The sequence below is a fragment of the Burkholderia sp. HI2761 genome (genome assembly GCF_002223355.1).
Taxonomy (GTDB): Bacteria; Pseudomonadota; Gammaproteobacteria; order Burkholderiales; family Burkholderiaceae; genus Burkholderia.
The window spans coordinates 160,386-181,376 of record NZ_NKFN01000008.1; the positions used below are offsets into that span (position 1 = coordinate 160,386).

20 protein-coding genes are annotated in these 20,991 nt (G+C 70.0%); 5 read left to right on the forward strand and 15 right to left on the reverse strand.

The window, feature by feature from the left end:
* Positions 1-55: 55 nt before the first annotated feature.
* The 6 genes from CFB46_RS30690 to CFB46_RS30715 all read right to left on the reverse strand — a co-directional run bounded on the left by CFB46_RS30690 (position 56) and on the right by CFB46_RS30715 (position 4,103).
* On the reverse strand, positions 56-670 hold the full coding sequence (locus CFB46_RS30690) for a DUF4142 domain-containing protein (protein ID WP_027786019.1): 615 nt from the start codon (positions 668-670) through the stop codon (positions 56-58).
* Between the two features lie 34 nt (positions 671-704).
* Positions 705-1,562: an SDR family oxidoreductase gene (locus CFB46_RS30695; protein WP_027786020.1), complete on the reverse strand. Its 858-nt coding sequence runs from the start codon at positions 1,560-1,562 to the stop codon at positions 705-707.
* Positions 1,563-1,690: 128 nt separating this feature from the next.
* The gene (locus CFB46_RS30700; protein WP_027786021.1) at positions 1,691-2,257 is read right to left on the reverse strand and encodes a hypothetical protein; all 567 of its coding nucleotides are present in this window, start codon (positions 2,255-2,257) and stop codon (positions 1,691-1,693) included.
* A 61-nt stretch (positions 2,258-2,318) separates the two neighbouring features.
* Complete coding sequence (locus tag CFB46_RS30705) at positions 2,319-2,618, reverse strand: DUF2795 domain-containing protein (protein WP_027786022.1); 300 nt, start codon at positions 2,616-2,618, stop codon at positions 2,319-2,321.
* 27 nt (positions 2,619-2,645) lie between these two features.
* Positions 2,646-3,674: an SDR family oxidoreductase gene (locus tag CFB46_RS30710; protein WP_027786023.1), complete on the reverse strand. Its 1,029-nt coding sequence runs from the start codon at positions 3,672-3,674 to the stop codon at positions 2,646-2,648.
* 27 nt (positions 3,675-3,701) lie between these two features.
* Entirely contained in the window at positions 3,702-4,103 is a 402-nt protein-coding gene (locus tag CFB46_RS30715; RefSeq protein ID WP_027786024.1) for a BON domain-containing protein, read from the reverse strand.
* Positions 4,104-4,348: 245 nt separating this feature from the next.
* On the opposite strand from CFB46_RS30715, the gene CFB46_RS30720 reads away from it, so the two are divergent.
* Together CFB46_RS30720 and CFB46_RS30725 are read left to right on the forward strand one after the other, a co-directional pair.
* Positions 4,349-5,668 (forward strand): glycosyltransferase family 4 protein, encoded by a 1,320-nt coding sequence (locus CFB46_RS30720; RefSeq protein ID WP_089502449.1) that lies wholly within the window; start codon positions 4,349-4,351, stop codon positions 5,666-5,668.
* Complete coding sequence (locus CFB46_RS30725; protein ID WP_027786026.1) at positions 5,668-6,714, forward strand: UDP-glucuronic acid decarboxylase family protein; 1,047 nt, start codon at positions 5,668-5,670, stop codon at positions 6,712-6,714. The genes CFB46_RS30720 and CFB46_RS30725 overlap by 1 nt, the downstream gene beginning before the upstream one ends.
* 22 nt (positions 6,715-6,736) lie before the next feature.
* On the opposite strand, the gene CFB46_RS30730 is transcribed toward CFB46_RS30725, so the two are convergent.
* Entirely contained in the window at positions 6,737-9,043 is a 2,307-nt protein-coding gene (locus CFB46_RS30730; RefSeq protein WP_027786027.1) for a hybrid sensor histidine kinase/response regulator, read from the reverse strand.
* A gap of 119 nt (positions 9,044-9,162) precedes the next feature.
* Between CFB46_RS30730 and CFB46_RS30735 the strand changes: the two genes are divergently transcribed.
* Complete coding sequence (locus CFB46_RS30735) at positions 9,163-9,858, forward strand: PIG-L family deacetylase (RefSeq protein WP_027786028.1); 696 nt, start codon at positions 9,163-9,165, stop codon at positions 9,856-9,858.
* A complete protein-coding gene (locus tag CFB46_RS30740; protein ID WP_027786029.1) occupies positions 9,837-10,760 on the forward strand; it encodes a glycosyltransferase family 2 protein in 924 nt (307 codons plus the stop codon). Before CFB46_RS30735 ends, CFB46_RS30740 begins: the two co-directional genes overlap by 22 nt.
* Positions 10,761-10,789: 29 nt before the next feature.
* Here the strand turns inward: CFB46_RS30740 and CFB46_RS30745 are convergent, their stop codons facing one another.
* Positions 10,790-12,157 (reverse strand): sigma-54-dependent transcriptional regulator, encoded by a 1,368-nt coding sequence (locus tag CFB46_RS30745; RefSeq protein ID WP_027786030.1) that lies wholly within the window; start codon positions 12,155-12,157, stop codon positions 10,790-10,792.
* 346 nt (positions 12,158-12,503) lie between these two features.
* Here CFB46_RS30745 and CFB46_RS30750 point away from each other — a divergent pair, with 346 nt between their 5' ends.
* Positions 12,504-13,562, forward strand: coding sequence for a sigma-54 interaction domain-containing protein (locus CFB46_RS30750; protein WP_089502431.1), 1,059 nt, complete (start codon positions 12,504-12,506; stop codon positions 13,560-13,562).
* A 54-nt stretch (positions 13,563-13,616) separates the two neighbouring features.
* Here CFB46_RS30750 and CFB46_RS30755 read toward each other — a convergent pair whose 3' ends face one another.
* From CFB46_RS30755 to CFB46_RS30785, 7 genes are read right to left on the reverse strand one after another with little or no spacing between them, the layout of a single operon-like run.
* Positions 13,617-14,567: a glycosyltransferase gene (locus CFB46_RS30755; RefSeq protein WP_027786032.1), complete on the reverse strand. Its 951-nt coding sequence runs from the start codon at positions 14,565-14,567 to the stop codon at positions 13,617-13,619.
* A complete protein-coding gene (locus tag CFB46_RS30760; RefSeq protein ID WP_027786033.1) occupies positions 14,557-15,645 on the reverse strand; it encodes a glycosyltransferase family 9 protein in 1,089 nt (362 codons plus the stop codon). Before CFB46_RS30760 ends, CFB46_RS30755 begins: the two co-directional genes overlap by 11 nt.
* The gene (locus CFB46_RS30765) at positions 15,642-16,643 is read right to left on the reverse strand and encodes a glycosyltransferase family 2 protein (protein WP_027786034.1); all 1,002 of its coding nucleotides are present in this window, start codon (positions 16,641-16,643) and stop codon (positions 15,642-15,644) included. The genes CFB46_RS30760 and CFB46_RS30765 overlap by 4 nt, the downstream gene beginning before the upstream one ends.
* Positions 16,640-18,385, reverse strand: coding sequence for a carbamoyltransferase family protein (locus CFB46_RS30770; protein WP_027786035.1), 1,746 nt, complete (start codon positions 18,383-18,385; stop codon positions 16,640-16,642). The genes CFB46_RS30765 and CFB46_RS30770 overlap by 4 nt, the downstream gene beginning before the upstream one ends.
* Before the next feature lie 3 nt (positions 18,386-18,388).
* Positions 18,389-19,591: a glycosyltransferase family 9 protein gene (locus CFB46_RS30775; protein WP_027786036.1), complete on the reverse strand. Its 1,203-nt coding sequence runs from the start codon at positions 19,589-19,591 to the stop codon at positions 18,389-18,391.
* Positions 19,588-20,199, reverse strand: coding sequence for a D-glycero-alpha-D-manno-heptose-1,7-bisphosphate 7-phosphatase (locus CFB46_RS30780; protein WP_027786037.1), 612 nt, complete (start codon positions 20,197-20,199; stop codon positions 19,588-19,590). Before CFB46_RS30780 ends, CFB46_RS30775 begins: the two co-directional genes overlap by 4 nt.
* Entirely contained in the window at positions 20,190-20,939 is a 750-nt protein-coding gene (locus CFB46_RS30785) for an SDR family oxidoreductase (protein ID WP_027786038.1), read from the reverse strand. Before CFB46_RS30785 ends, CFB46_RS30780 begins: the two co-directional genes overlap by 10 nt.
* Positions 20,940-20,991: the final 52 nt, after the last annotated feature.

The following is a 20,991-nucleotide window of genomic DNA, read 5'->3' on the forward strand; positions in this document are numbered from 1 at the left end:
TGCTTCTCCGAAAAAGCGGGCCGCACGTGCGGCCCGGAGGTGAACCGGGCACGCACTATTGCGCGCCCACCTTGCGTGCAACCGTCTCCGCCATGCTCAGGTGATGCTTGAGCGTCGGCAGCGTGGACTTGGCGAACGCGCGCAGTTGCGCGTCCTTGCCGTCGCGGGCTTCGTCCTCGAACAACGCGACCGCCTTCTTGTGCGCATCGGGGCCGGCCGCCGCGAGATACGCGGTGTCGAAGTCGTGCCCGCTCTTGCCGCGCAGCGCCTCGACGTCGGGGTCCGAGATCTGGTCGACCTGCGGCTTCATGCCCTTGCGCGCGGCGATTTCCTCGAGCTTCGCGTTCGCCTTGCCGTGATCGGCGACCATCCGTTTCGCGAAAGCGCGCACGTCCGCCGACTGCGCCTGCTTCAGCGCTAGCTGGCTTGCCTGCACTTCCGCCTTGCCGGCCATCGCGGCCTTGTCGACGAACTCCGCGTCGGCGCCCTTCGGCGCTTTCGCGATGCCGGGGTCACCCGCGCCGCCCGCGCCCGACGACGGATTGATCACGCCGCCCGGCACATGCGAATTCGACGCGGGCGGCTCGCTCGGCATCTGCGCGCGGGCGAGGCCCGACACGGCGAGCACGCCGGCGGCGAGCGCCGCAATGGTCCAGTTGGGTTGTCTCATCTGCTTTCTCCTTGTATTTGCGTGAGCGCGGCCGTCAGCCGCCGACGATCGAGCCGCCGTTCGGATGCAGCGTCTGCCCGGTCATGTAGCTCGCGCCGTCCGACGCGAGCAGCACGTAGCAGTCGATCAGTTCGTCCGGTTGCCCCGGCCGCTTGAGCGGCACGTTCGAGCCGAATTTCTCGACCTGTTCGGGCGTGAACGTCGACGGAATCAGCGGCGTCCAGATCGGCCCCGGCGCGACCGCGTTCACGCGGATGTCGCGTTCGGCCAGCTCGATCGACAGCGACCGCGTGAACGCGACGATCGCGCCCTTGGTCGCCGAGTAGTCGGGCAGTTTCGGGCTGCCGTGATAGGCGGTGACCGAGGCCGTGTTGACGATGCGTCCGCCCTGCTTCATGTGCGGCAGCGCGGCCTGCGTGCAGAAGAACATCCCGTACACGTTCGTGCGGAACGTGCGCTCGAGCTGTTCCTCGGACACGTCCTCGATGCCCGGCTGCGGGTGCTGCTCGCCCGCGTTGTTCACGAGCACGTCGAGGCGGCCGAGCCGTTCGACCGTGCGGGCGACCGCGTCGCGCGCCTGCCGGCGATCGCCGACGTCGCATGCGATCGCCTCGCAGCGCCGGCCGGCCTGCTCGATCAGTTGCTTCGTATGCGCGGCATCGTCGGATTCCTTCAGGTAGACGATCGCGACGTCCGCGCCTTCCTTCGCGAAACCGACCGCGACGGCGCGGCCGATCCCGCTGTCGCCGCCCGTCACCAGCGCGACCTTGCCGGCGAGCTTGCCGCTGCCGACGTAGTCGGCCGCTTCGTCGCGCGGCTTCGGATGCATGTCGCGCTCGGTGCCCGGCTGATGCGCCTGTTTCTGCGGCGGCGGCGTCTGTGGGGTGGTCATGGGTTCCTCCTTGAACGGATGCCGCCGAGGCTGCGCAAGCGGCGTGCCGCGTGGGCCGCACGCCGGCCCGCACGCGGCCGCCGTGTTTCGACGGCTGGCGTTGCAAGCGTTTGGAAAAAAGGGCGTATTCAGTGCGGGCCGCCGGATTCGGCTTCGTCCGGCCGGCGCACCGGATCGAAGTCGCGCCATTCGCCGTCCTGCCATTCGCCTTCGACGCGCTCGATCGACTTCGCTCCGGTCGCACGCAGCACGTCTTCCGCGGCCGTCGCGGTGTCGGGCGTCACGCGCGCGGCGAGGATCACGCCCGTTTCGCTCTGCGCAAGCGTGCCCTTGCCTTCGGCCTGCTGGCCGCGCATCCGGCCGAGCGCGCCGCCGAAGGCGCCGAGATACGCGCCGGCCAGCGCGCCCGCGGCCGGCACGAACCAGTAGCGCAAGCCGACGGCGTACACGATCAAACCGATGACGACGCCGATCAGCAACCCGCGGATCGCGCCGATCATCGCGCCCCGGCCGCCCGGCTTCGCCGCCGTGTCGGCATATACGTCGCCGCCGATCGGGAAGCGCGCATGCTGGCCGCCCGGGTTCAGGAAGAAGATCGACACGTCGTCGGGCCCGAACGCGCGCTCGTAAAGGTGACGCGCCCCACCTTCCGCTTCATCGAACGTCGTGAAACGGCCTGCGACGATCATCGCCATGGTCGTGCTCCTCATGATGGGTGCGCCGCGCGCTCGCGCGCGCGACGCAACGGGGCGGCGCTTACATCAGCCGCCCGAGTTCCTTCGATACCGACGCCGGCGTGTCGTATTCGCGCTCGGGAATCTTGCGCAGCATGTCGAGCACCTGGCGGTCCGCATGCGAGCGTTCCGCGCACTGCACGACGTCGGACTTGCTGGCGGGGTAGTCCATTCCCTTCAGCGCCTTCTGCACGTCGACCGGGCTCGGCGGCTTGCCGTGCCCGGTCTGGTGCCCGCCCTTGTCGTGGTCCTGCTGCGTGCGCTCGCCTTCGTGCGCGCGCGAGTGGCTGTATTCGTGGCCCGTATGTTGTCGGGATGTCATGAAAGCCTCCTTGGAAAATCGATGAAATCACGCGGACGAGCGGCGCGACCGCGCGAACGCGGCAAACACCACCGCCGCCGCGCCCAGCGCGACCGCGCCGGCGACCTTGGGCCGCTGCACCACCGTGTTGTACGCACAGCTGCGCAGCACCGGCCCCTCCATGCCTTCGCGCTCGTGCAGCGCGTGGCGCGAGTCGTACAGTGCGTTGTCGTCGCGCGGCCGCGCCGGACGCACCGTGCGCTGGCCGCGCGAGAACAGCGTGGCCGCGACGCGATCGAACAGGCGAGGCGCGTGGTACGCGCTCGCCGACGTGAACTTGGCGGCACCGCCGACGAACAGCGTGCGGCGCGCGTGCGCGGCCGCGAACAGGATCGCGTCGGCCACCAGATCGGGGTCGTAGATCGGCGGCGGCAGCTTCGCCTCGACGTTCATGTAGTTCTTCGCGTGCATCACGAACATCGTGTCGATCGCGGCCGGCTTGATCAGCGTGACGGACACCGGCAGGTGATCCGCCTCCATCTCGAGCCGCAGCGAATCGGTGAAGCCCTTCACCGCGTGTTTCGACGCGACATACGCGCTTTGCAGCGGCACCGGCGCGTCGGACGCCTCGCTGCCCATGTTGATGATCGCGCCGCCGTGGAAATCGCTCTTGCGCCGGAAATGGTCGGCCGCGACGAGCGAGCCGTGCACGACGCCCCAGTAGTTGGTGTCGAACAGCCGGCGCTGATCCTCGAGCGGCACCGCGGCGGCCGTGCCGAAGATCGACACGCCCGCATTGTTGACCCAGGTGTCGAAGCCGCCGTACGTGTCGGCCGCCTTCGCGGCCGCGCGCTGTAGGTCCTCGATATTGCCGACGTCGCCGGCGACCGGCACCGCGAGGCCGCCGTGCTGGCGGATTTCCTCGCACAGCGTGTTCAGCGCTTCCTCGTTGCGCGCGAACAGCACGAGCTTCGCGCCGCGTCGTGCCGCCTTGCGCGCGGTGACGAGACCGATGCCGCTGGTCGCGCCGGTGATTACGATCGTCTGTTCGCCGACCGGTTTGAGCATGCAGTTCATCGCTGGACTCCTGTTACGGCCGCGCGGTTATTTGGGCCGGATGGTCAACTGGTCGCGCACGGACTGCACGCCGTCCACCTGCTTCACGACGCCGACGGCCTGCGTGCGCTGCTGCTCGTCGGGCACGCTGCCGGTGAGCGTCACGGTGCCGTGCCGCGTCTTCACGTGGATGTCGCCGGCCGACAGGCCGCTCGTGCCGACGAGTTCGGCCTTCGCCTTGGTCGTGATCGTCGCGTCGCGGATCTTCGTGCCGGTGCTCGAATGCGACGACGTCGACGACGATGCGGCGCCGTCGTCGCCGGCGGCGACCGCGTTCGGCGCGACGACCATGCACGCGGTGGCCGCGGCGATCGCGACCGCCATGCCGGTGCGCATCGCGCGCTGGCGGCGGATGCGCGGGGAGCGGGCTTGCAGCTGGAATACCTTCATCGTGACCTCCTTTTTCATCGGGCCGGCCGGGCCGGCGGGTGAGCAGAGGTCGCGCAAATCGCGTGCCGCGCCGCGTGCGCCGCATGCCTGCGGGAAACCGCGATCAGACGCCCTTTCATCCAACGCGTTGTAATTTTTTCGGCACACAGGGAAGCGGTTTTCCCCGCAATCCCCCGGGCATGCCGATTGCCGAGCGACCGATGACGGCGGCCCGTGTGCGCGGCCCCGATATCGGGAGCAATACCATGCAAAGAATCGCGTTGATCAGTGAACATGCATCGCCGCTCGGCGTGATCGGCGGCGTCGACGCCGGCGGTCAGAACATCTATGTCGCGAACGTCGCCAAGCAACTCGCGGAGCGCGACCTCGACGTGGACGTCTATACGCGCTGCGACAATCCGCATTTGCCGGAAGTCGTGCCGATCGGCCCGCACATGCGCGTGATCCACGTGCCGGCCGGACCGCCGACCGACGTGCCCAAGGAGCGGCTGCTGCCGTACATGGGCGCATTCGCGCAATACATGATCGCGCGCATGCGGCGCGAGCCCGACCCCGTCGACGTGATGCACGCGAACTTCTTCATGTCCGGCGACGCGGCGCTGCGCGTGAAAAAAGCGCTCGGCATCCCGCTCGTCACGACGTTCCATGCGCTCGGCCGCGTGCGGCGGCTGCACCAGGGCACGGCCGATGGCTTCCCCGACACGCGCTTCGCGATCGAGGACACGCTCGCGCGCCGCTCGGACCGCCTGATCGCCGAGTGTCCGCAGGATGCGCTCGACCTGACGACGCACTATCGCGCCGACACCGCGCGGATCGAGATCGTGCCGTGCGGCTTCGACGCGCGGGAATTCCGGCCGGTGCCGCGCGTCGATGCGCGCGCGCGGCTGGGCTGGCCGCAGGACGCGTTCGTCGTGCTGCAACTGGGCCGCCTCGTGCCGCGCAAGGGCATCGATACCGTGATCGACGCGCTCGCGCGCATGCCGCGCGATCCGCAGCGGCCGACGCACCTGTACGTCGTCGGCGGCAGCCAGGCGGAGCCCGACCCCGCGCGCGACCCGGAACTCGCGCGGCTCGCCGCATTCGCGCACGAACTCGGGATCGCGAACCGCGTGACCTTCGTCGGCCGGCGCGACCGCGACGCGCTGCACCTGTACTACAGCGCGGCCGACGTGTTCGTGACGACGCCGTGGTACGAGCCGTTCGGCATCACGCCGGTCGAGGCGATGGCGTGCGCGGCGGCGGTGATCGGCAGCGACGTCGGCGGCATCCGCACGACGGTCGACGACGGCACCACCGGCTATCTCGTGCCGCCGCGCGACCCGGCCGCGCTGGCCGCGCGCCTGGTGCAACTACGGGCGCAACCCGACCTGTGCGCGGCGCTCGGCCGCGCCGGTTACCTGCGCGCGCATCGCTTCTACACCTGGCAAGGCGTAGCCGACCGGCTCGTCGCCATCTATCGCGACGTCGCCCACGCACAGCGCGCCGGCACGTCGGCCGGCACCGGCCGGCGCACGCCGGTCGGCCCCACGACGGGCATGCTCGCACACCGCAAGGAGAATACGTAATGAAGGGCTACGATCGAAAACGCGTCCTCGTCACCGGCGGCGCCGGCTTCCTGGGTTCGCATCTGTGCGAACGGCTCGTGACGGCCGGGCACGACGTGCTGTGCGTCGACAATTTCTACACGGGCACGAAGGACAACATCGCGCACCTGCTCGATGCGCCGAACTTCGAGCTGATGCGCCACGACGTGACGTTTCCGCTCTATGTCGAAGTCGACGAGATCTACAACCTCGCGTGTCCGGCGTCGCCCGTTCACTACCAGCGCGACCCCGTGCAGACGACGAAGACCAGCGTACACGGCGCGATCAACCTGCTCGGCCTCGCGAAACGCGTGAAGGCACGCATCCTGCAGGCATCGACGAGCGAGGTGTACGGCGACCCCGACGTCCATCCGCAGGACGAGCACTACTGCGGGCGCGTCAATCCGACCGGCATCCGGGCGTGCTACGACGAAGGCAAGCGCTGCGCGGAAACGCTGTTCGCGGACTATCACCGCCAGTACGGGGTCGACGTGCGGATCGCGCGGATCTTCAATACGTACGGCCCGCGCATGCACCCGGCCGACGGGCGCGTGGTGTCGAACTTCGTCACCCAGGCGCTCGCGGAACAGCCGCTGACCGTCTACGGCGACGGCAAGCAGACGCGCTCGTTCTGCTACGTCGACGACATGATCGACGCATTGATCCGGCTGATGGACGAACCGGGCGACGCGAGCGAGCCGGTCAATCTCGGCAGCGACGTCGAGATCGCGATGATCGACGTCGCGCGGGAAGTCGTACGGATCGTGGGCGCGAGCGTACCGATCGAGTTCCGGCCGCTGCCGTCGGACGATCCGCGCCAGCGGCGGCCGAATCTGGCCGCCGCGCAGAAGCGACTCGGCTGGCGCGCGACGACGACGCTCGCGAACGGACTCGCGCACACCGCGCGATACTTCATTCAGCGTCAGGTCACGCATCACACGCCCGGCGATCTCGTGCGCAGCACGCGAATCGCGTCGCATCTGCTCGCCCAGGTCCATACGCAGAACCGGCCGGCGCCGACCACCTGACGCGGCCGAAGCGCGACGCGCGTCAGCCGTCGCGCTTCGTCACGTGCGCGATCTTCAGCGCCAGTTCGCGCACGTCGACCGGCTTGCACAGGTAGCCGTCGAAGCCGGCTTCCAGCGCGCGGCGTTCGTCGGCGAGGCCCGCATGCGCGGTGACGGCCAGCACGCGCACGTCGAGCGGACCGTTGTCGCCGTTCGTCGTGCCGCGCCGCAACGCGTCCAGCAGCCAGAAGCCGTCGCCGTCGGGCATCGCGAGATCGGACAGCACGACCGTCGGCCGCATGTCGGCCGCCATCGCGAGCGCCTCGCGGCCGGACGATGCGATCGCGACGGCCGCGCCGAACGTGGTGAGCGCGGCCGTGAGGCTGGCACGCGTGGTTGCATCGTCGTCGACGATCAGGATGCGCTGCGTATCGAGCACGAGCGCATCGCGACGGCTGCCCGCGTGCACGATCCCCCACGCCAACGCGCCGCCCGGCTGCCATCCGGCCGGCAGCGTCACCGTGAACGTCGTGCCGCGATCGCGGCCGGCGCTCGCGACGGTCACACGGCCCCCGTGCAGCTGCGCGATGTGTCGCACGATCGACAGGCCGAGACCGAGCCCGCGCCGCGGCGACGCGGGCGAATCGTCCGCCCGGCGGAACATGTCGAACACGTACGGGACGAATTCCGTCGCGATACCCTGCCCCGTATCGACGACGGTCAGCACCGCATGCGTGTCTTCGCGCGCGAGCCGGACCGTCACGCTGCCGCCGGCCGGTGTGAATTTCAGCGCATTCGAGATGAGGTTCGACAGCATCTGCCGCAACCGCTCGGCGTCGCCCGACACGATGCACGCGGACACGTCGCAGTCGAATTCGAGCATGATGCCCGCCGACGATGCGGCGGTCTGGAACGTGCCGACCTGGTCGGAGAACAGCCGCACGACGTCGACCGGCGTCGCGTCGAGCCGCAGCTTGCCGGTCGCGAGCGACGACGCATCGAGGATGTCGCCGACCATCCGCGTGAGCGAACGCGCGCTGCGGTCGATCGCGTCGATCGCCTGATGCTGCAACGCATGGTCGCCGGTATTGCGCAGCACCTCGATCCACCCGTAGATCACGTTCAGCGGCGTGCGCAATTCGTGCGACACCGTGGCCAGCAATTCGTCCTTCAGCCGGTTCGACGTGTCGGCCTGCTCGCGCGCATGGCGCGCGCCCTGCAGCGAGCGCTGGGCCCGCAGTTCGCGGCGGCGCTGCGCGCCGGTTTCGCGCAGCGTCAGCGACAGCGCGACGCAGGCCCGCGCATCGCCCTGCACCGGGCACGCCGATACCGTCGCCCGAAAACGCCGGCCGTCGCGCCGCACGCACAGCAGCTCGAGCGGGCCGACCGGCTCGCGCATCGCGTCGAACGATTTGGCGAGCGGATTGAGCCTCAGCCAGCGCGGCGCGATCAGCGTGTCGAACCGGCGGCCGCGCGCATCGGCCTCGTCGTATCCGAAGATCCGCTGCGCAGTGGGGTTCCAGCTCGCGATACGGCCGCCGGCGTCGATCCCGACGATCGCGTCCGGCGAGGCGTCGACGACCGCATGCTGCACCCGCGACGCGTCGACGCGCGCACGGTCCGCGCCGGCATCGCGCAGCAACAGCACCGCGCCGTCGAGGTTGCCGTCCGCATCGCCGAGCGGCGACGCGACCGCGACGATCGGCACCGGCTCGCCGTCGCCGGCCTGCAGCCAGTGCCGGTCCGACGTCGCCTCGGCGCCGCCGAGCGCGCGATCGAGCGGTGTGGTCGGCACGCGACGGCCTTCGTGGTCGACGATCCGCAGGACGTCGCGCACCGGCCGCCCGACCGCATCGTCCGCCTGGCAGCCGACGAGTTGGGCCGCCGCCGCGTTGAGATAGGTGAGCCGGCCTTTCGTATCGGTCGCGATCACACCGTGCGGCAGCGCGCCCAGCACGGCTTCGAGCTGCCGGCGCGCGGCCGCCTCGCGTCGGCTCGCGCGATCGTTCGTGACGCGCGTGTGATGCAGCATCGACGCGATCGCGCACACCAGCGCACCGACCAGCATGAACGTGCCGAGCTGCACGAGCCGCTCGGGCAGCGGCGCCGTATAAGCGGCCGGATCGGACAGGAACAGCGTCCAGACGAGCAGCCCGCTGACCACGGTCGACACGATCCCGAACAGGAACGACGTCGCCCACGCGGCGCCGGCGAGCAGCGGGTAATACAGCACGAACGGCAGATTCACGCCGCCGAACCGGATCGCGAGCGTCTGCAACACGGTCGCGATCGCGACCAGCATCACGGCCGTTGCGTAATTTCCGGCCTGCGGCCGTGCAATTTCGATCATTGAACACGCTCCTGCGGAAACAGTCGACAGCGGCCCGCGCGGGCGCCGCCGGCGGGCACGGCGCATGCTGGCCGATCGGCACCGGCGGCCCGGCCGCTCACGATGGAGATCTTCACGCCATGCCCGATCCGACACGCTGGCTCGTCGTCTCGCCGCATCTCGACGATGCCGTCTTCAGTTGCGGGCAACTGCTCGCGCAGGCGCCCGGTTCGATCGTCGTCACCGTATTCGCGGGGATTCCGCCGCGCGGCACGCCCGCGCCGCCATGGGATCGCCGCGCGGGGTTCCAGCAAGCCGACGAGGCGGTGCGAGCGCGCCGCGACGAAGACCGCCGCGCGCTCGCGCTGCTCGACGCGCACCCCGTGTGGCTCGACTTCCTCGACGATCAGTACGGCCTGCCGGCCACGTCGACCGCGATCGCCGCACGCGTGGCCGCGACGATCGACGCGCACCCGGGCTTCGGCGTGCTCGCGCCGGCCGGCCTGTTCCACCGCGATCACCTGCAGGTGCAGGAAGCCATGCTGTCGCTGTTGCGTGAAGACGAGCCGTCGCGCATCTGGCGCTTCTACGAGGACATGCCCTACCGCCGCATCGACGGGCTGATGGCCAGGCGCGTGATCGGCTGGCGCGAGCGCGGCTGGATCGCGCATCCGGTCGCGCCGCCGGCCGGCGGCGATACGGAAGGCGCCACCGCGAAAGCCGCCGCCGTCGAAGCCTATGCAAGCCAGGTAACGCTGTTCGAACCTCATATGCGCGCTGCTCTCCGCGAACCCGAAACGATCTGGCGGCTCGAATGCGACGTCACGTCCGCGTAACGCCCGCGCGCGTCGCGCTGCCGCCGGCCGAGCCGCGCGTGACCGCCGTCGTGCTGACCTGCCGGCGCGCCGCCGAACTCGCGCGCACGCTCGAACACCTTTCCGCGCTGCCCGACCGGCCGGCGATCGTCGTCGTCGACAACGCAGCCGACGCCGAGACGGCCACGCTGATCCGCGAGCGCTTTGCGCATGTCGCGCTCGTGCACGCGCCGGGCAACCTCGGCGCGGCCGGCCGCAATCTCGGCGTGGCCGTGGCCCGCACGCGCCATGTCGCGTTCTGCGACGACGACACGTGGTGGGCGCCCGGTTCGATCGCCGAAGCCGCGAACCTGCTCGACGCGTATCCGCACGTCGCGGCCGTCACCGCGCGCGTGCTCGTCGGCCCCGACCGGCGCGAGGACCCGACCTGCCGGTTGATGGCCGACAGCCCGCTGGACGCGCCCGTCGCGCTGCCGGGCCGGCCGATCCTCGGGCTGCTGGCCGGCGCGACCGCGTTCCGGCGCGACGCGTTCGTGCGCGCGGGCGGCTACCATCCGCGCTACTTTCTCGGCGGCGAGGAAGCGTTGCTCGCGCTCGACCTGACTCGCGCCGGCCACTGGCTCGTGTATGCGCCCCACCTGACGGTCCATCACCACCCGTCGGCGCTGCGCGACCGGCCTACGCGCGCGCGCACCGCCGCCCGCAACGCGGTATGGACGGCGTGGCTCAGATGGCCGGCCACGGCGGCGTGGCAGCATACGGTGCGCATGCTGCCGGTGCTGCGCCGCGAACGCGCGCTCCTGCGCACGTTCGCCGGCCTGCCGTGGATCCTGCGCGAACGACGTGCTATCCCGCCGCACGTCGAACGCATGCGTCGCCGGCTCGAGCGCGACACGCACCGCGAGGCCGAAACGGGTACGTGAGCGGGTACATGAGCGCGATCGAGGCCACATCAGGAATCCGGCTTTTCCGTTTCGTCTTCCAGTTGCGCGAGCCGGTTGTAGATCGTCTTCAGACTGACGTCGAGCACCTCGGCCGCCTGCGCCTTCACGCCGCCGCATTGCGCGATCGTGCCAAGGATCAGCTTGCGGTCGACCTCCTCGAGCGGCGTGCCGAACGGCACCGTGACGCGATCTTCATGCGAATCGACCATGCTGGACAGCTCGTCCATGATTGGTGGAGGCAGCGTCTCGATCACGTCGGCATCGGTGAAGATGCTCGCGCGCTGCACGAAGTTGCGCAGCTCGCGCACGTTGCCGGGCCATTCGTAGCTCTTCAGCGCCTCGCGTGCGGCGGGCGCGAAGCGCAGGTTGCGGCCGCTTTCCTCGTTGTAGCGCTGCAGGAACGCGTCGGCGAGCATCGGGATGTCGTCGCCGCGTTCGCGCAGCGACGGCAGCGGAATCGGGAACACGTTGATCCGGTGGAACAGGTCGGGCCGCAGCTTGCCGTCCGCCATCGCCGCTTCCGGGTCGCGGTTCGTCGCGGCGACGATACGCACGTCGACGTCGATCTCGCGCGTCGAGCCGAGCCGCGTGACGCGCCCGGTCTCCAGCACGCGCAGCAGCTTGACCTGCGATTCGACCGGCATCTCGGTGATTTCGTCGAGAAACAGCGTGCCGCCGTCCGCGCGTTCGAAGAAGCCCTTGTGCTGGCGTTCCGCGCCGGTGAAGCTGCCGCGGTCGTGGCCGAACATCTCGCTCTCGACGAGATTCGCGGCGATCGCGCCGCAGTTCACCGCGAGGAACGGGCCGCGCCGGCGCAGGCTGAGGTCGTGCACGGTCTGCGCGGCGAGCTCCTTGCCGGTGCCCGATTCGCCGGTGAGCAGCACCGACGCCTCGGTGCGCGCGACGCGGCCGATCGCGTCGTAGACGGCCTGCATCGCCGGCGAGCTGCCGAGCATGCGGCCGAACCGGCCGAGGCGCTGCAGTTCCGAGCGCAGCTCCGCGATTTCCTCGTGCAGCGCGGTCGTGCGAGGCACGCGCGCGAAGATGCTGTTGAGCCGCTGCATGTTGAGCGGCTTCACCAGATAGTCGGTCGCGCCGCGCCGCAACGCATCGATCGCGGTTTCGAGGCTCGCGTGGCCGGTGGTCAACACGATTTCGCAATGCCCGCGCTTGGGTAATGCGTCGAACAGATCCATCCCGTTGCCGTCGGGCAGCACGAGATCGCACAGCACGAGATCGGGGGTATGCGTCGAGACGAGCGTGCGCGCTTCTTCAAGCGTCGCGGCCGTATCGCACGTAAGCTGCTGCGTGCGCGCGAGCGTGGCCAGCATCGTTCGCGTATCGGCGTCGTCTTCGACGATCAGGACGTAAGGCATCGAGGCTCCTTGTAATGCGGCCCGGCGCATACGTGGGCCGGCACCGCGACCACGTGCAGCGTCATGCGCGTCAGCGAGCCCACGACGGCACTTTCAACGCTGCACACGAACGGGCAGACAAGCTGTCCTGCACTGAAAACGAGTGCTTAGCAGTATAGAAGAACGATGTCGTGCATTCGCCGCTCATCGAATAAATCTATCTGCCGGCGCAAGCTGCATTGCCAGATTCAATGTCGACGAATCGGTATAAAAGGTATCCTGCTTACGTGAAAGACGACGTATGCCACGTCGTTTTTTACCTGATCACGACACGTTCGGTCAAAACTTCCCAACCCGGTCATACCCCATGTCGAAATCCGACGATGACGGCACGCGACTGTTCGGTCGTTCGCGAACAATTCAGGATTTGCTGCTGAAAGTGTCGCGCGTCGCCGCCACCCGCCTGAGTGTGCTGGTGGTCGGCGAAAGCGGTGCGGGCAAGGATATCGTCGCCCGGCTCATTCACGACATGAGCCCGCGCCGGCGCGGGCCGTTCGTGCCCGTCAACTGCGGCGCGATTCCGAAGGACCTCGCGGAGTCGCAGTTGTTCGGTCACGAAAAAGGCAGCTTCACGGGCGCCGTGGCGCAACATGTCGGCATGTTCGAAGCCGCGCGCGGCGGCACGCTGTTTCTCGATGAAATCGCCGAGATGCCCGCCGAGCTGCAGGTCAAGCTGCTGCGCACGCTCGAAACCAACACGATCGTGCGCGTCGGCGGCCACGAGGCGATTCCGCTCGACGTGCGAATCGTCGCGGCCACCCACCACGATCCGGTCGAGGCATTGCGCAGCGGCAGGCTGCGCGAAGACCTGTTCTACCGGATCGCACCGGTCGCGCTGCACGTGCCCGCGCTCAGGCAGCGCGAGGACGACGTCGGCGACATCGCGCTGCAGATCGTCGAACGGCTGAACGCGCGGCACCGCACGAGGAAGCGCCTGTCGACGCAGGCGATGAAGGCGCTGCGCGCGTACACGTGGCCCGGCAACGTGCGCGAACTGCGCAACGCGCTGGAGCGCGCATTCATCCTCGCCGACGAGCAGATCGAACTGCAGTTGCCGCGCCGCCAGCCGCCGCGCGAGGAAGTGCGCCACAACGCGATGACGCTGCATATCGGCACGACGCTCGCGCATACGCAGCAGCGCTTCATCGTCGCGTCGCTGCGCCATTTCAACGGCGACAAGCCGCGCACCGCGAAGGCGCTCGGCATCAGCCTGAAAACGCTGTACAACCGCCTCGCGCTGCTGCCCGAAAACGAGCGCAATGCGGCCAGCGGCATCGCGCCGGCGGCGCCGAACGCCGCGAGCGGCGGCAGCGCGAGCGCTTCGCCGCCCTCACCGTCCGCTTCTCCGCCCGCGACGGCGCCGTGAATGCGGCGGCTCACGCCGCCTTCGTCACGTCGTCACGTCGTCACGCCGCCGCCGTCACGCCGCCACGTCGCGCAATGCGGCGTCCCAGTCGCGCGCGAAGCGTTCGATGCCGAATCGCTCGCAGGCGTCGCGCCTGGCCGCCGCGCCCCACTCGCGCGCCAGTTCCTGATCGCGAATCAGCATCCGCATCGCGTCGATCAGCACGGCCGGCCGCGTATCGGCCACGCCGTTGCTGCCGGTCTTCACGAGTTGCGCCATCTCGGTCGTCGCGAGCGCGACGATCGGCAGCCCGATCATCATCGCCTCGATCACCGCGAGCCCGAGACTCGTGTAGCGAATCGGATTGAAGAAGAACCGGTAGTGCGACAGGAACTGCGGCAGCGCCGGGTTCGGCACTTCGCCGATCCCGCCGAGTTCGGTCGAGCCCATCCCGACCAGGTCGATCGGCACGCTGTGCCGCACGACCTCGAACAGGTCCGCGCCGAGGCGCCGGCCGCGGCGCGCGAGATTGTTCACCACGGCCACGCCCTTGGGCAGCGTGCCGTGATACTCGATGCCTTCCGGCATCAGCACGCCGTGCTCGATCACGCGCGTCGGCGTCACACCGTTGTCCCACATCAGCGCGTTGAACGGCGTCACGTGCACCAGCAACACGTTCGGATCCTGCACCGGATGCAGCGTGTCGGTCGGATGCTCGCGCGGCGGATCGTGCTCGACGAACAGCGTCGGCAGCGCGCGCTGCGCCTCGCTCAGCAGCCGCAGGCGGTCGTGCCGGTAATGATTCACGTGCTGGTACAGCACGCAGTCGAACTCGGTGTCGCGCACGCACTCGGCCGGCACCTCGTGCACGTTGTCGCCCCACGGCAGGTGCCCGACGCGGCCCGCATAGCCGGGCGGATGCTGCGGCTTCGTCACGATGTAGAAGTCGTGCGGCGCCTGCGACAGGTAATACAGATAGTTGCCATGCACGTGCCAGGTCAGCACGCGCAACCGCTTACGTGACATGACGTCTCTCCTCCGCGAGCAGTTCGCCCGCCCGGTCGATCACTTCGCCGACGCCGATCGCCGTCGCGCACTCGTGCCCGTACGGACACGTATCGAACATGCACGGCCGGCACGCCGGGTAGTTCGCGAGCACGCGATGGCGTTCGGCGTCGAGCGGCGCCCAGCGGGCCGTATCGCTGCCGCACGCGACGACGATACTCGGCGTGCCGAGCGCCGCCGCGACATGCGACACGCCCGTGTCGTTGCACAACAGCAGCCGCGCGCGGGCGATCAGCGCGGCGAGCGCGCCGAGCGGCGTGCGGCCACACAGGTTCACGCACGGCCGCCCGAGGTGCTCGGCGAACGCGCTCGCCAGCGCCAGTTCCGCGCGCGTGCCGGTCAGCACGATCTGCCAGCCGTCGTCGGCGAGCTGCCGCGCGGCGAGCGCGAAGCGTTCGACCGGCCAGCGCCGCGACGCCATCCGCGCGCCGGGATGGACGATCACGTAGCGACCGGGATCGAGCGCGTGTTCGTCGCAGAGCACGTGCCACAGCGCATAGTCGAGGCCGCCGAGCGGGAATTCGAGGTAGTCGCCCCAGTCCGCGTAGCCGAGCTTGCGCGTGAGCGCCAGATAGCGCGTCACTTCCGGTTCGTCGTCGCGCCACACGAGCGCGCAGTCGAGCGCGGCCGTGCCGCCGTCGGCCGGCACGAAACCGGCCGTGCGCGTCGCGCCGAGCGACGCGACGATCGCATTCGTGTGCGCGCCGCTGCCGTGCAGCTGGATCGCGAGATCGAAATCGCGCGAACGGCATTCGGCGACGAACGCCTCGCGCGCGGCCGCGTCGGGTTCGGGCTGTTCGGCGAGCCCCGGCGCGCCGGGGAATGCGATGAAACCGTCGATGTAGTCCGAAAAGCGCGATGCGAACTCGCGGGCCCACGGCAGGCCGATCAACGTGATGCGCGCATCCGGTTCGCCGCGCCGCAGCGCGCGCAGCGCGGGCACCGCGCACAGCATGTCGCCGAGCTGCAGCGCGCGGAACACGGCGATCCGCTTCGGGCCGCGCCGGCCGTCGGAATCGACGTTGGGGTCGAGCTTCATAGGAACAGTACTCGGAAGTGAAGCGCGCCGCGCATGCGCCAATACAGCGACACGGGCGGAATCGCGATGGACGTGACGATCATCTCGGCCACGTGCGACGCCGTGAGCTGCGTGCCGCGCAATCGTTTCGCGCAGAACCCCGCGGTAATCGCGGCCCACACCGCCGCGCAGGCGATGGCCGGCGCCGGCAAGCCGGCCGCGAGGCAGCCAAGCGCGCCGAGCGCGGCCAGCACGGCCGCGTAGTAATGCCACGGCGGCACCGGCCGGATATGACGCCGGTAAGTCGCGCGATGCTTCTTGTACAGCAGCGCGTCGAAATACACCTTCGACTGCGCGCCGATGCTCGATCCCCAGCGTGCGGGACGCACCGGATGCACGATGCGTGCGGCGTCGGCCTCGACGATCGGCCCCGCATGCTCGCGCAGCGCGAACATCAGGTCGGCATCCTCGCGCCACGCGCGCGTGAAGCGTTCGTCGAAGCCGCCGACGCGTTCGAGCGCCGCGCGCCGCACGAAGCAGTTCGCGGTCGCGAATTCCGCATGTGCGAGCCCGGCCGCATCGCGTTCGTAGTCGGTCGGGCACGGCCGCAGCGGCACGTCGATCCGGCCGGCCGCGGCCGCCGCCGACGGCTCGGCCAGCAGCGCGTCGGCGCCGTGGCGCAGCCAGGTCGGGTCGGGAATCGTGTCGTCGTCGGTGAACGCGATCAGCGCGCCGCACGCGCTGCGCCAGCCGACGTTGCGCGCGCCGGCCGGGCCCTGCGTGTCGGGCGCGGTCATGTAGCGGATCGCCGGCACGTCGGTCACGCGCGTGCGGCACGCATCGACGACGGCGCGCGCACTGCCGGCCGGATCGTCGTCCACGACGACGATCTCGTAGGTGGTCGGATCGAACACCTGCACGCACAGCGCGTCGAGGCAGCGTGCGAGCAGGTCGGGCCGCCGGTAGGTGGGCACGACGACCGACACGACCGGCGGCAGATGCGTGTCGCGCGCGTTCATCTGGGTTTCTCCAGCAGGAACGGGCCGATCACGAGCGCGTCGAGCGGCGACGTCCAGAAGCATTCGATCGCGTCTCGCGGCGAACATACGATCGGCTCGCCGCGCGTGTTGAACGACGTGTTGACGAGCACCGGCACGCCGGTGAGCGCGTCGAACTCGGTCAGCAGCGCATGCAGCAGCGGATGCTGCGTGTCGTCTACGGTCTGCACGCGCGCGGTGCCGTCGATGTGGCGCACCGCCGGAATCTTCGCGGCGCGCTCGGGCACGACGTCGTAGACGAACAGCATGAACGGCGCGCGCAGCGGCGTGACTCGGCCGCCGCTGAACCAGTGATGCGCACGGTCTTCGAGCACGACCGGCGCGACCGGCCGGAAATCCTCGCGATCCTTGATCCGGTTCAGCTTGCGCTGCATGTCCGGGTCGATCGGCGACGCGAGGATCGACCGTGCGCCGAGCGCGCGCGGGCCGAATTCCATGCGCCCCTGGAACCAGCCGATCACGCGGTTCGCCGCGAGCAGCGCGGCCGTCTGCGCGGCCACGTCGGCGAGCCGCCGGTACGGCAACTGCGCTTCCTTCAGGAACGCCTCGATCGTATCGTCGTCGTAAGCCGGCCCGAGATACGCATGGTCCATCCGCCAGGCGCCGCGCTCGCCGCGCATCCGGAAGTCGGTCCACAGCGCGGCGCCGAGCGCCGTGCCCGCGTCGCCTGCGGCCGGCTGCACCCACACGTCGTCGAACGGGCCGCGATCGCGGATCTTCGCGTTCATCACGCAGTTCAGCGCGACGCCGCCCGCCATCGCGAGCTGCCGCTCGCCGGTTTCCGCGGCCAGCCAGTCGACCGCCTGCAGCGTCGTCTCCTCGAGCACCAGCTGCAACGCATGCGCGATGTCGCAATGATGCGGCTCGATCGGACCGCCGCGTTCGCGCGGCGGCCCGAATTGCGCGGCCAGATCCGCGTCGATCACGTCGTAACGCCCTTCGCCGCGATACTGCACGAGCTTGCGCATCTCGTCGGCGAACACCGGCTTGCCGTACGACGCGAGCGCCATCACCTTGTATTCGTCGGACGAGTGCAGGAAGCCGAGATAGCGGGTCACGCGCTCGTACAGCAGCCCGAGCGAATGCGGCAGGTTGACCTGCCCGAGCCGCCGGTACGAGCGGCCGTCGAACACGCCGTAGCTCGTCGTCGCGCGCTCGCCGCGCCCGTCCATCGTCATCACCGCGCAGCGCTCGAACGGTGCCGCGAGAAACGCGCTCGCCTCGTGCGCGAGATGGTGCTCGATGAAATGCCAGCGGAACGGCCCGTCGTGCGTGACGCCGCGAAAGCGCCGCTGCAGATGATGCGGCACGCCGCCCGCGAGCTGGCGCGGCGCGTTGACGATCGACGACAGGAACAGCGGATGCCACGGCGATGCGCCGTCTTCGCGCGGCGCATGCGCGGACGGCGACAGCGGCAAGGTCAGCGACGGCGCCGTGCCTTCGCGGTCGAGTTCGAACCACGGGTCGTACGAATATGCGACGTGGTCCACGTCCGCGAGCGTGATGCCGGCTTCCGCGAGGCAATAGTCGATCGCGTGAAAGGGCAGCTCCCAGGTCGAGAACGGCACCGGGCGCTTCGCGTGCTTCACGTGCGTGAAGCGTTCGTCCTCGGCCGCCGCGATCACGACGCCGTCGCGCACGATGCACGCGGCGCTGTCGTGGAAAGCGGCATTGATGCCGAGCGTATGGATCGGGTCAGGCATACGTCAGTTCCTCGTGATGACGTGCGCGAACGGAAGCACGTTCGATGCGTTCACCGCAACCGGCTCGCTGCCGTGCCCGGCAGCCCGCGCGGCCGCGCGTTGCGCATGGCGCGCACGGCCGCGCAGCAACGCGTGCACGGCGGCGACCACGTCGTCGACGCTCACGCCGAGCAGGCACGGGTGGCCGGGCTGATCGCACACGCTGCGGTAGCAGTTGCGGCACGGCACGTCGACGTTCAGCACACGGTGCGGCACACGCCACGGCGTGTGCTGCGGATTGGTCAGCGCGTACAGGTCGACCACCGGCGTGCCGAGCGCGGCCGCGAGATGCACGGGGCCGCTGTTGTTCGACAGCAGCAGGTCGGCCGTCTCGATCAGCGCGCCGAGTTCGCCGAGCGGCAACACGCCGGCGAGCGGCACCGCGCGCGGCCCGGCGCGTTCGCACACCGCGTCGACCAGCGCGCGTTCGCCCGCGCTGCCCGTCACCGCGATGCCGTCGAACAGCGGCGCGAGCGCGGCGGCCGCTTCGCCGAAACGTTCGGCGGGCCAGCGCCGCGACGCCGCGCTCGCGCCCGGATGGACGACCAGCCAGCGCGCGCGCCGCGCATCCGCCCCGCGCGCGCCGCCCGGGCGTTGCAACGCGGCCTGCAAGCGCGCGTGCACCGCGCGCCGCGCCGCGTCGCCCGGATCGAACGCCATCCGCCAGTCCGACGTCGTCGCGCCGACGGTGCGCACCAGCGCGAGCTGGCGCGCGACCTCGTGGCGCACGTGCGATTCCGGCTCGGTTTCCGGCACGCGGTCGGTCAACAGTTGATACGGGTTCTCGCGGCAATGCGCGAGCCGCAGCGGAATGCCGGCGAGCCAGCACATCATCGCGGCGGGCAACGGATTCTGGCTGTAGACGGTGAAGATCACGGCCGCGTCGAAGCGGCCCGCCAGCAGCCGGTCGATCATGTCGAGATCGGCCACCGGATCGCCGCGCACGTCGGGATGCTTGACCCACGGCGCGTCGTAGCTCCACACGTCGTCGACCATCGGCAGATGCCCGGCGAGCGCGGCGCCCGTGCGCGACGTCAGCAGCGTCAGCCGGCGGTCCGGGCCGCTTTCCTTCAGCGCGCGCAGCGCGGGCGTCGTCATCAGCACGTCGCCGAGGCTGTCGAGCCGCACGCACAGGATGCGGCGGGCGCGGCTCCAGGCCGTGCTCATCGCCGCACCCACGAGCCGTGCCGCCGCACGGCTTCGCGCACGACGATGTCGGCGGCCAGGTCGACGCGGTCGACGACGTGGTGCGGCGTGCGGGCGGCGTTGACGCGCCATTCGGTCTCGTGACCGCAGTCGACCAGGATCGTGCCGCAGCGCGCGGTGCGGCCGGCCTCGACGTCGTCGAGAATGTCGCCGATCATCCAGCTCCATTCGGGGACGGCGCCGAGCGCCGCCAGCGCGCGACGCAGCATGCCGGGGCGCGGCTTGCGGCAGATGCAGTCACAGGTGTAGCGCGGCACGCTGCCCTGCGGGTGATGCGGGCAGTAAAAAAAATCCGCCAGCGTCGCGCCGTTCGCTTCGAACAATTCGGCGAGACGCTGGCGGACCGCGCCAAGCTCGTTTTCGGTAAAGCGGCCGAGCGCGACGCCCGACTGGTTCGACACGACCGCCAGCGGCATGCCGGTCGCGCCGAGCGTGCGCAGCGCGCGCGCCGCGCCCGGCGCGAGGCGCATCCGTGCCGGATCGACGTTGTACGGCACGTCGTCGAGCAGCGTGCCGTCCTTGTCGAGCAGCACCGCGCCGGGCAGCCGCCCTTCGCGCTTCAGGGCCATGACGTCTCCTTCATCGGCAGCACCATCAGTTCCGGCACGACCGTGCCCGGCGGCTGGGTCAGCACGAAGCGCACGGCGGCCGCGACGTGCTCCGGCGGCTGCAGCGTGTCCTCGTCGATGTCCGGAAAACGGTCGAGCAGGAACGGTGTACGCATCCCGCCCGCGACGATCGCCGATACGCGCACGCCGCTCGGCCGCAGTTCGGCATGCAGCGCGTGCGACAGGCCGAGCAGCCCCCACTTCGTCGCGTGATACGCGGACGCGTTCGGCCACGCCCGCTTCGACGCGGTCGACGCGATGTTGACGATATGCCCGTCGCCGCGCGCCTTCATCATCGGCACGGCCGCGTGACACATCAGGTACGGGCCGAACAGGTTCGTCATCAGCACCTGCTGCCACGCGTCGACGCTCACGTCGTCGATCGGCGCGGTCACGTCGATCGCCGCGTTGTTGACGATCACGTCGAGGTCGCCGAGCGACTCGCGCGCATCGTGCACGACCTGCAGCACCGATGCCTCGTCGCGCACGTCGAGCGGCCGGCCCACCGCCTGCCCGCCGTGCCGTTCGAGCCGCTGCGCGACGGCCGCCGCGCGATCGCCGTCGAGGTCGGCGACGACCACGTGCGCGCCATGGCGCGCAAGCTCTTCGCAAATGGCTTCGCCGAGACCGCGGCCGCCCCCGGTCACGAGTGCGGTCCGGCCGGCGAGCGGCGGTCTGGCTGAATCGGGAATCGCGTTCACCTGCACCTCCTGTCGATGTCGGAAAGCAATCCGGCTGACGGCGACGCTTGTC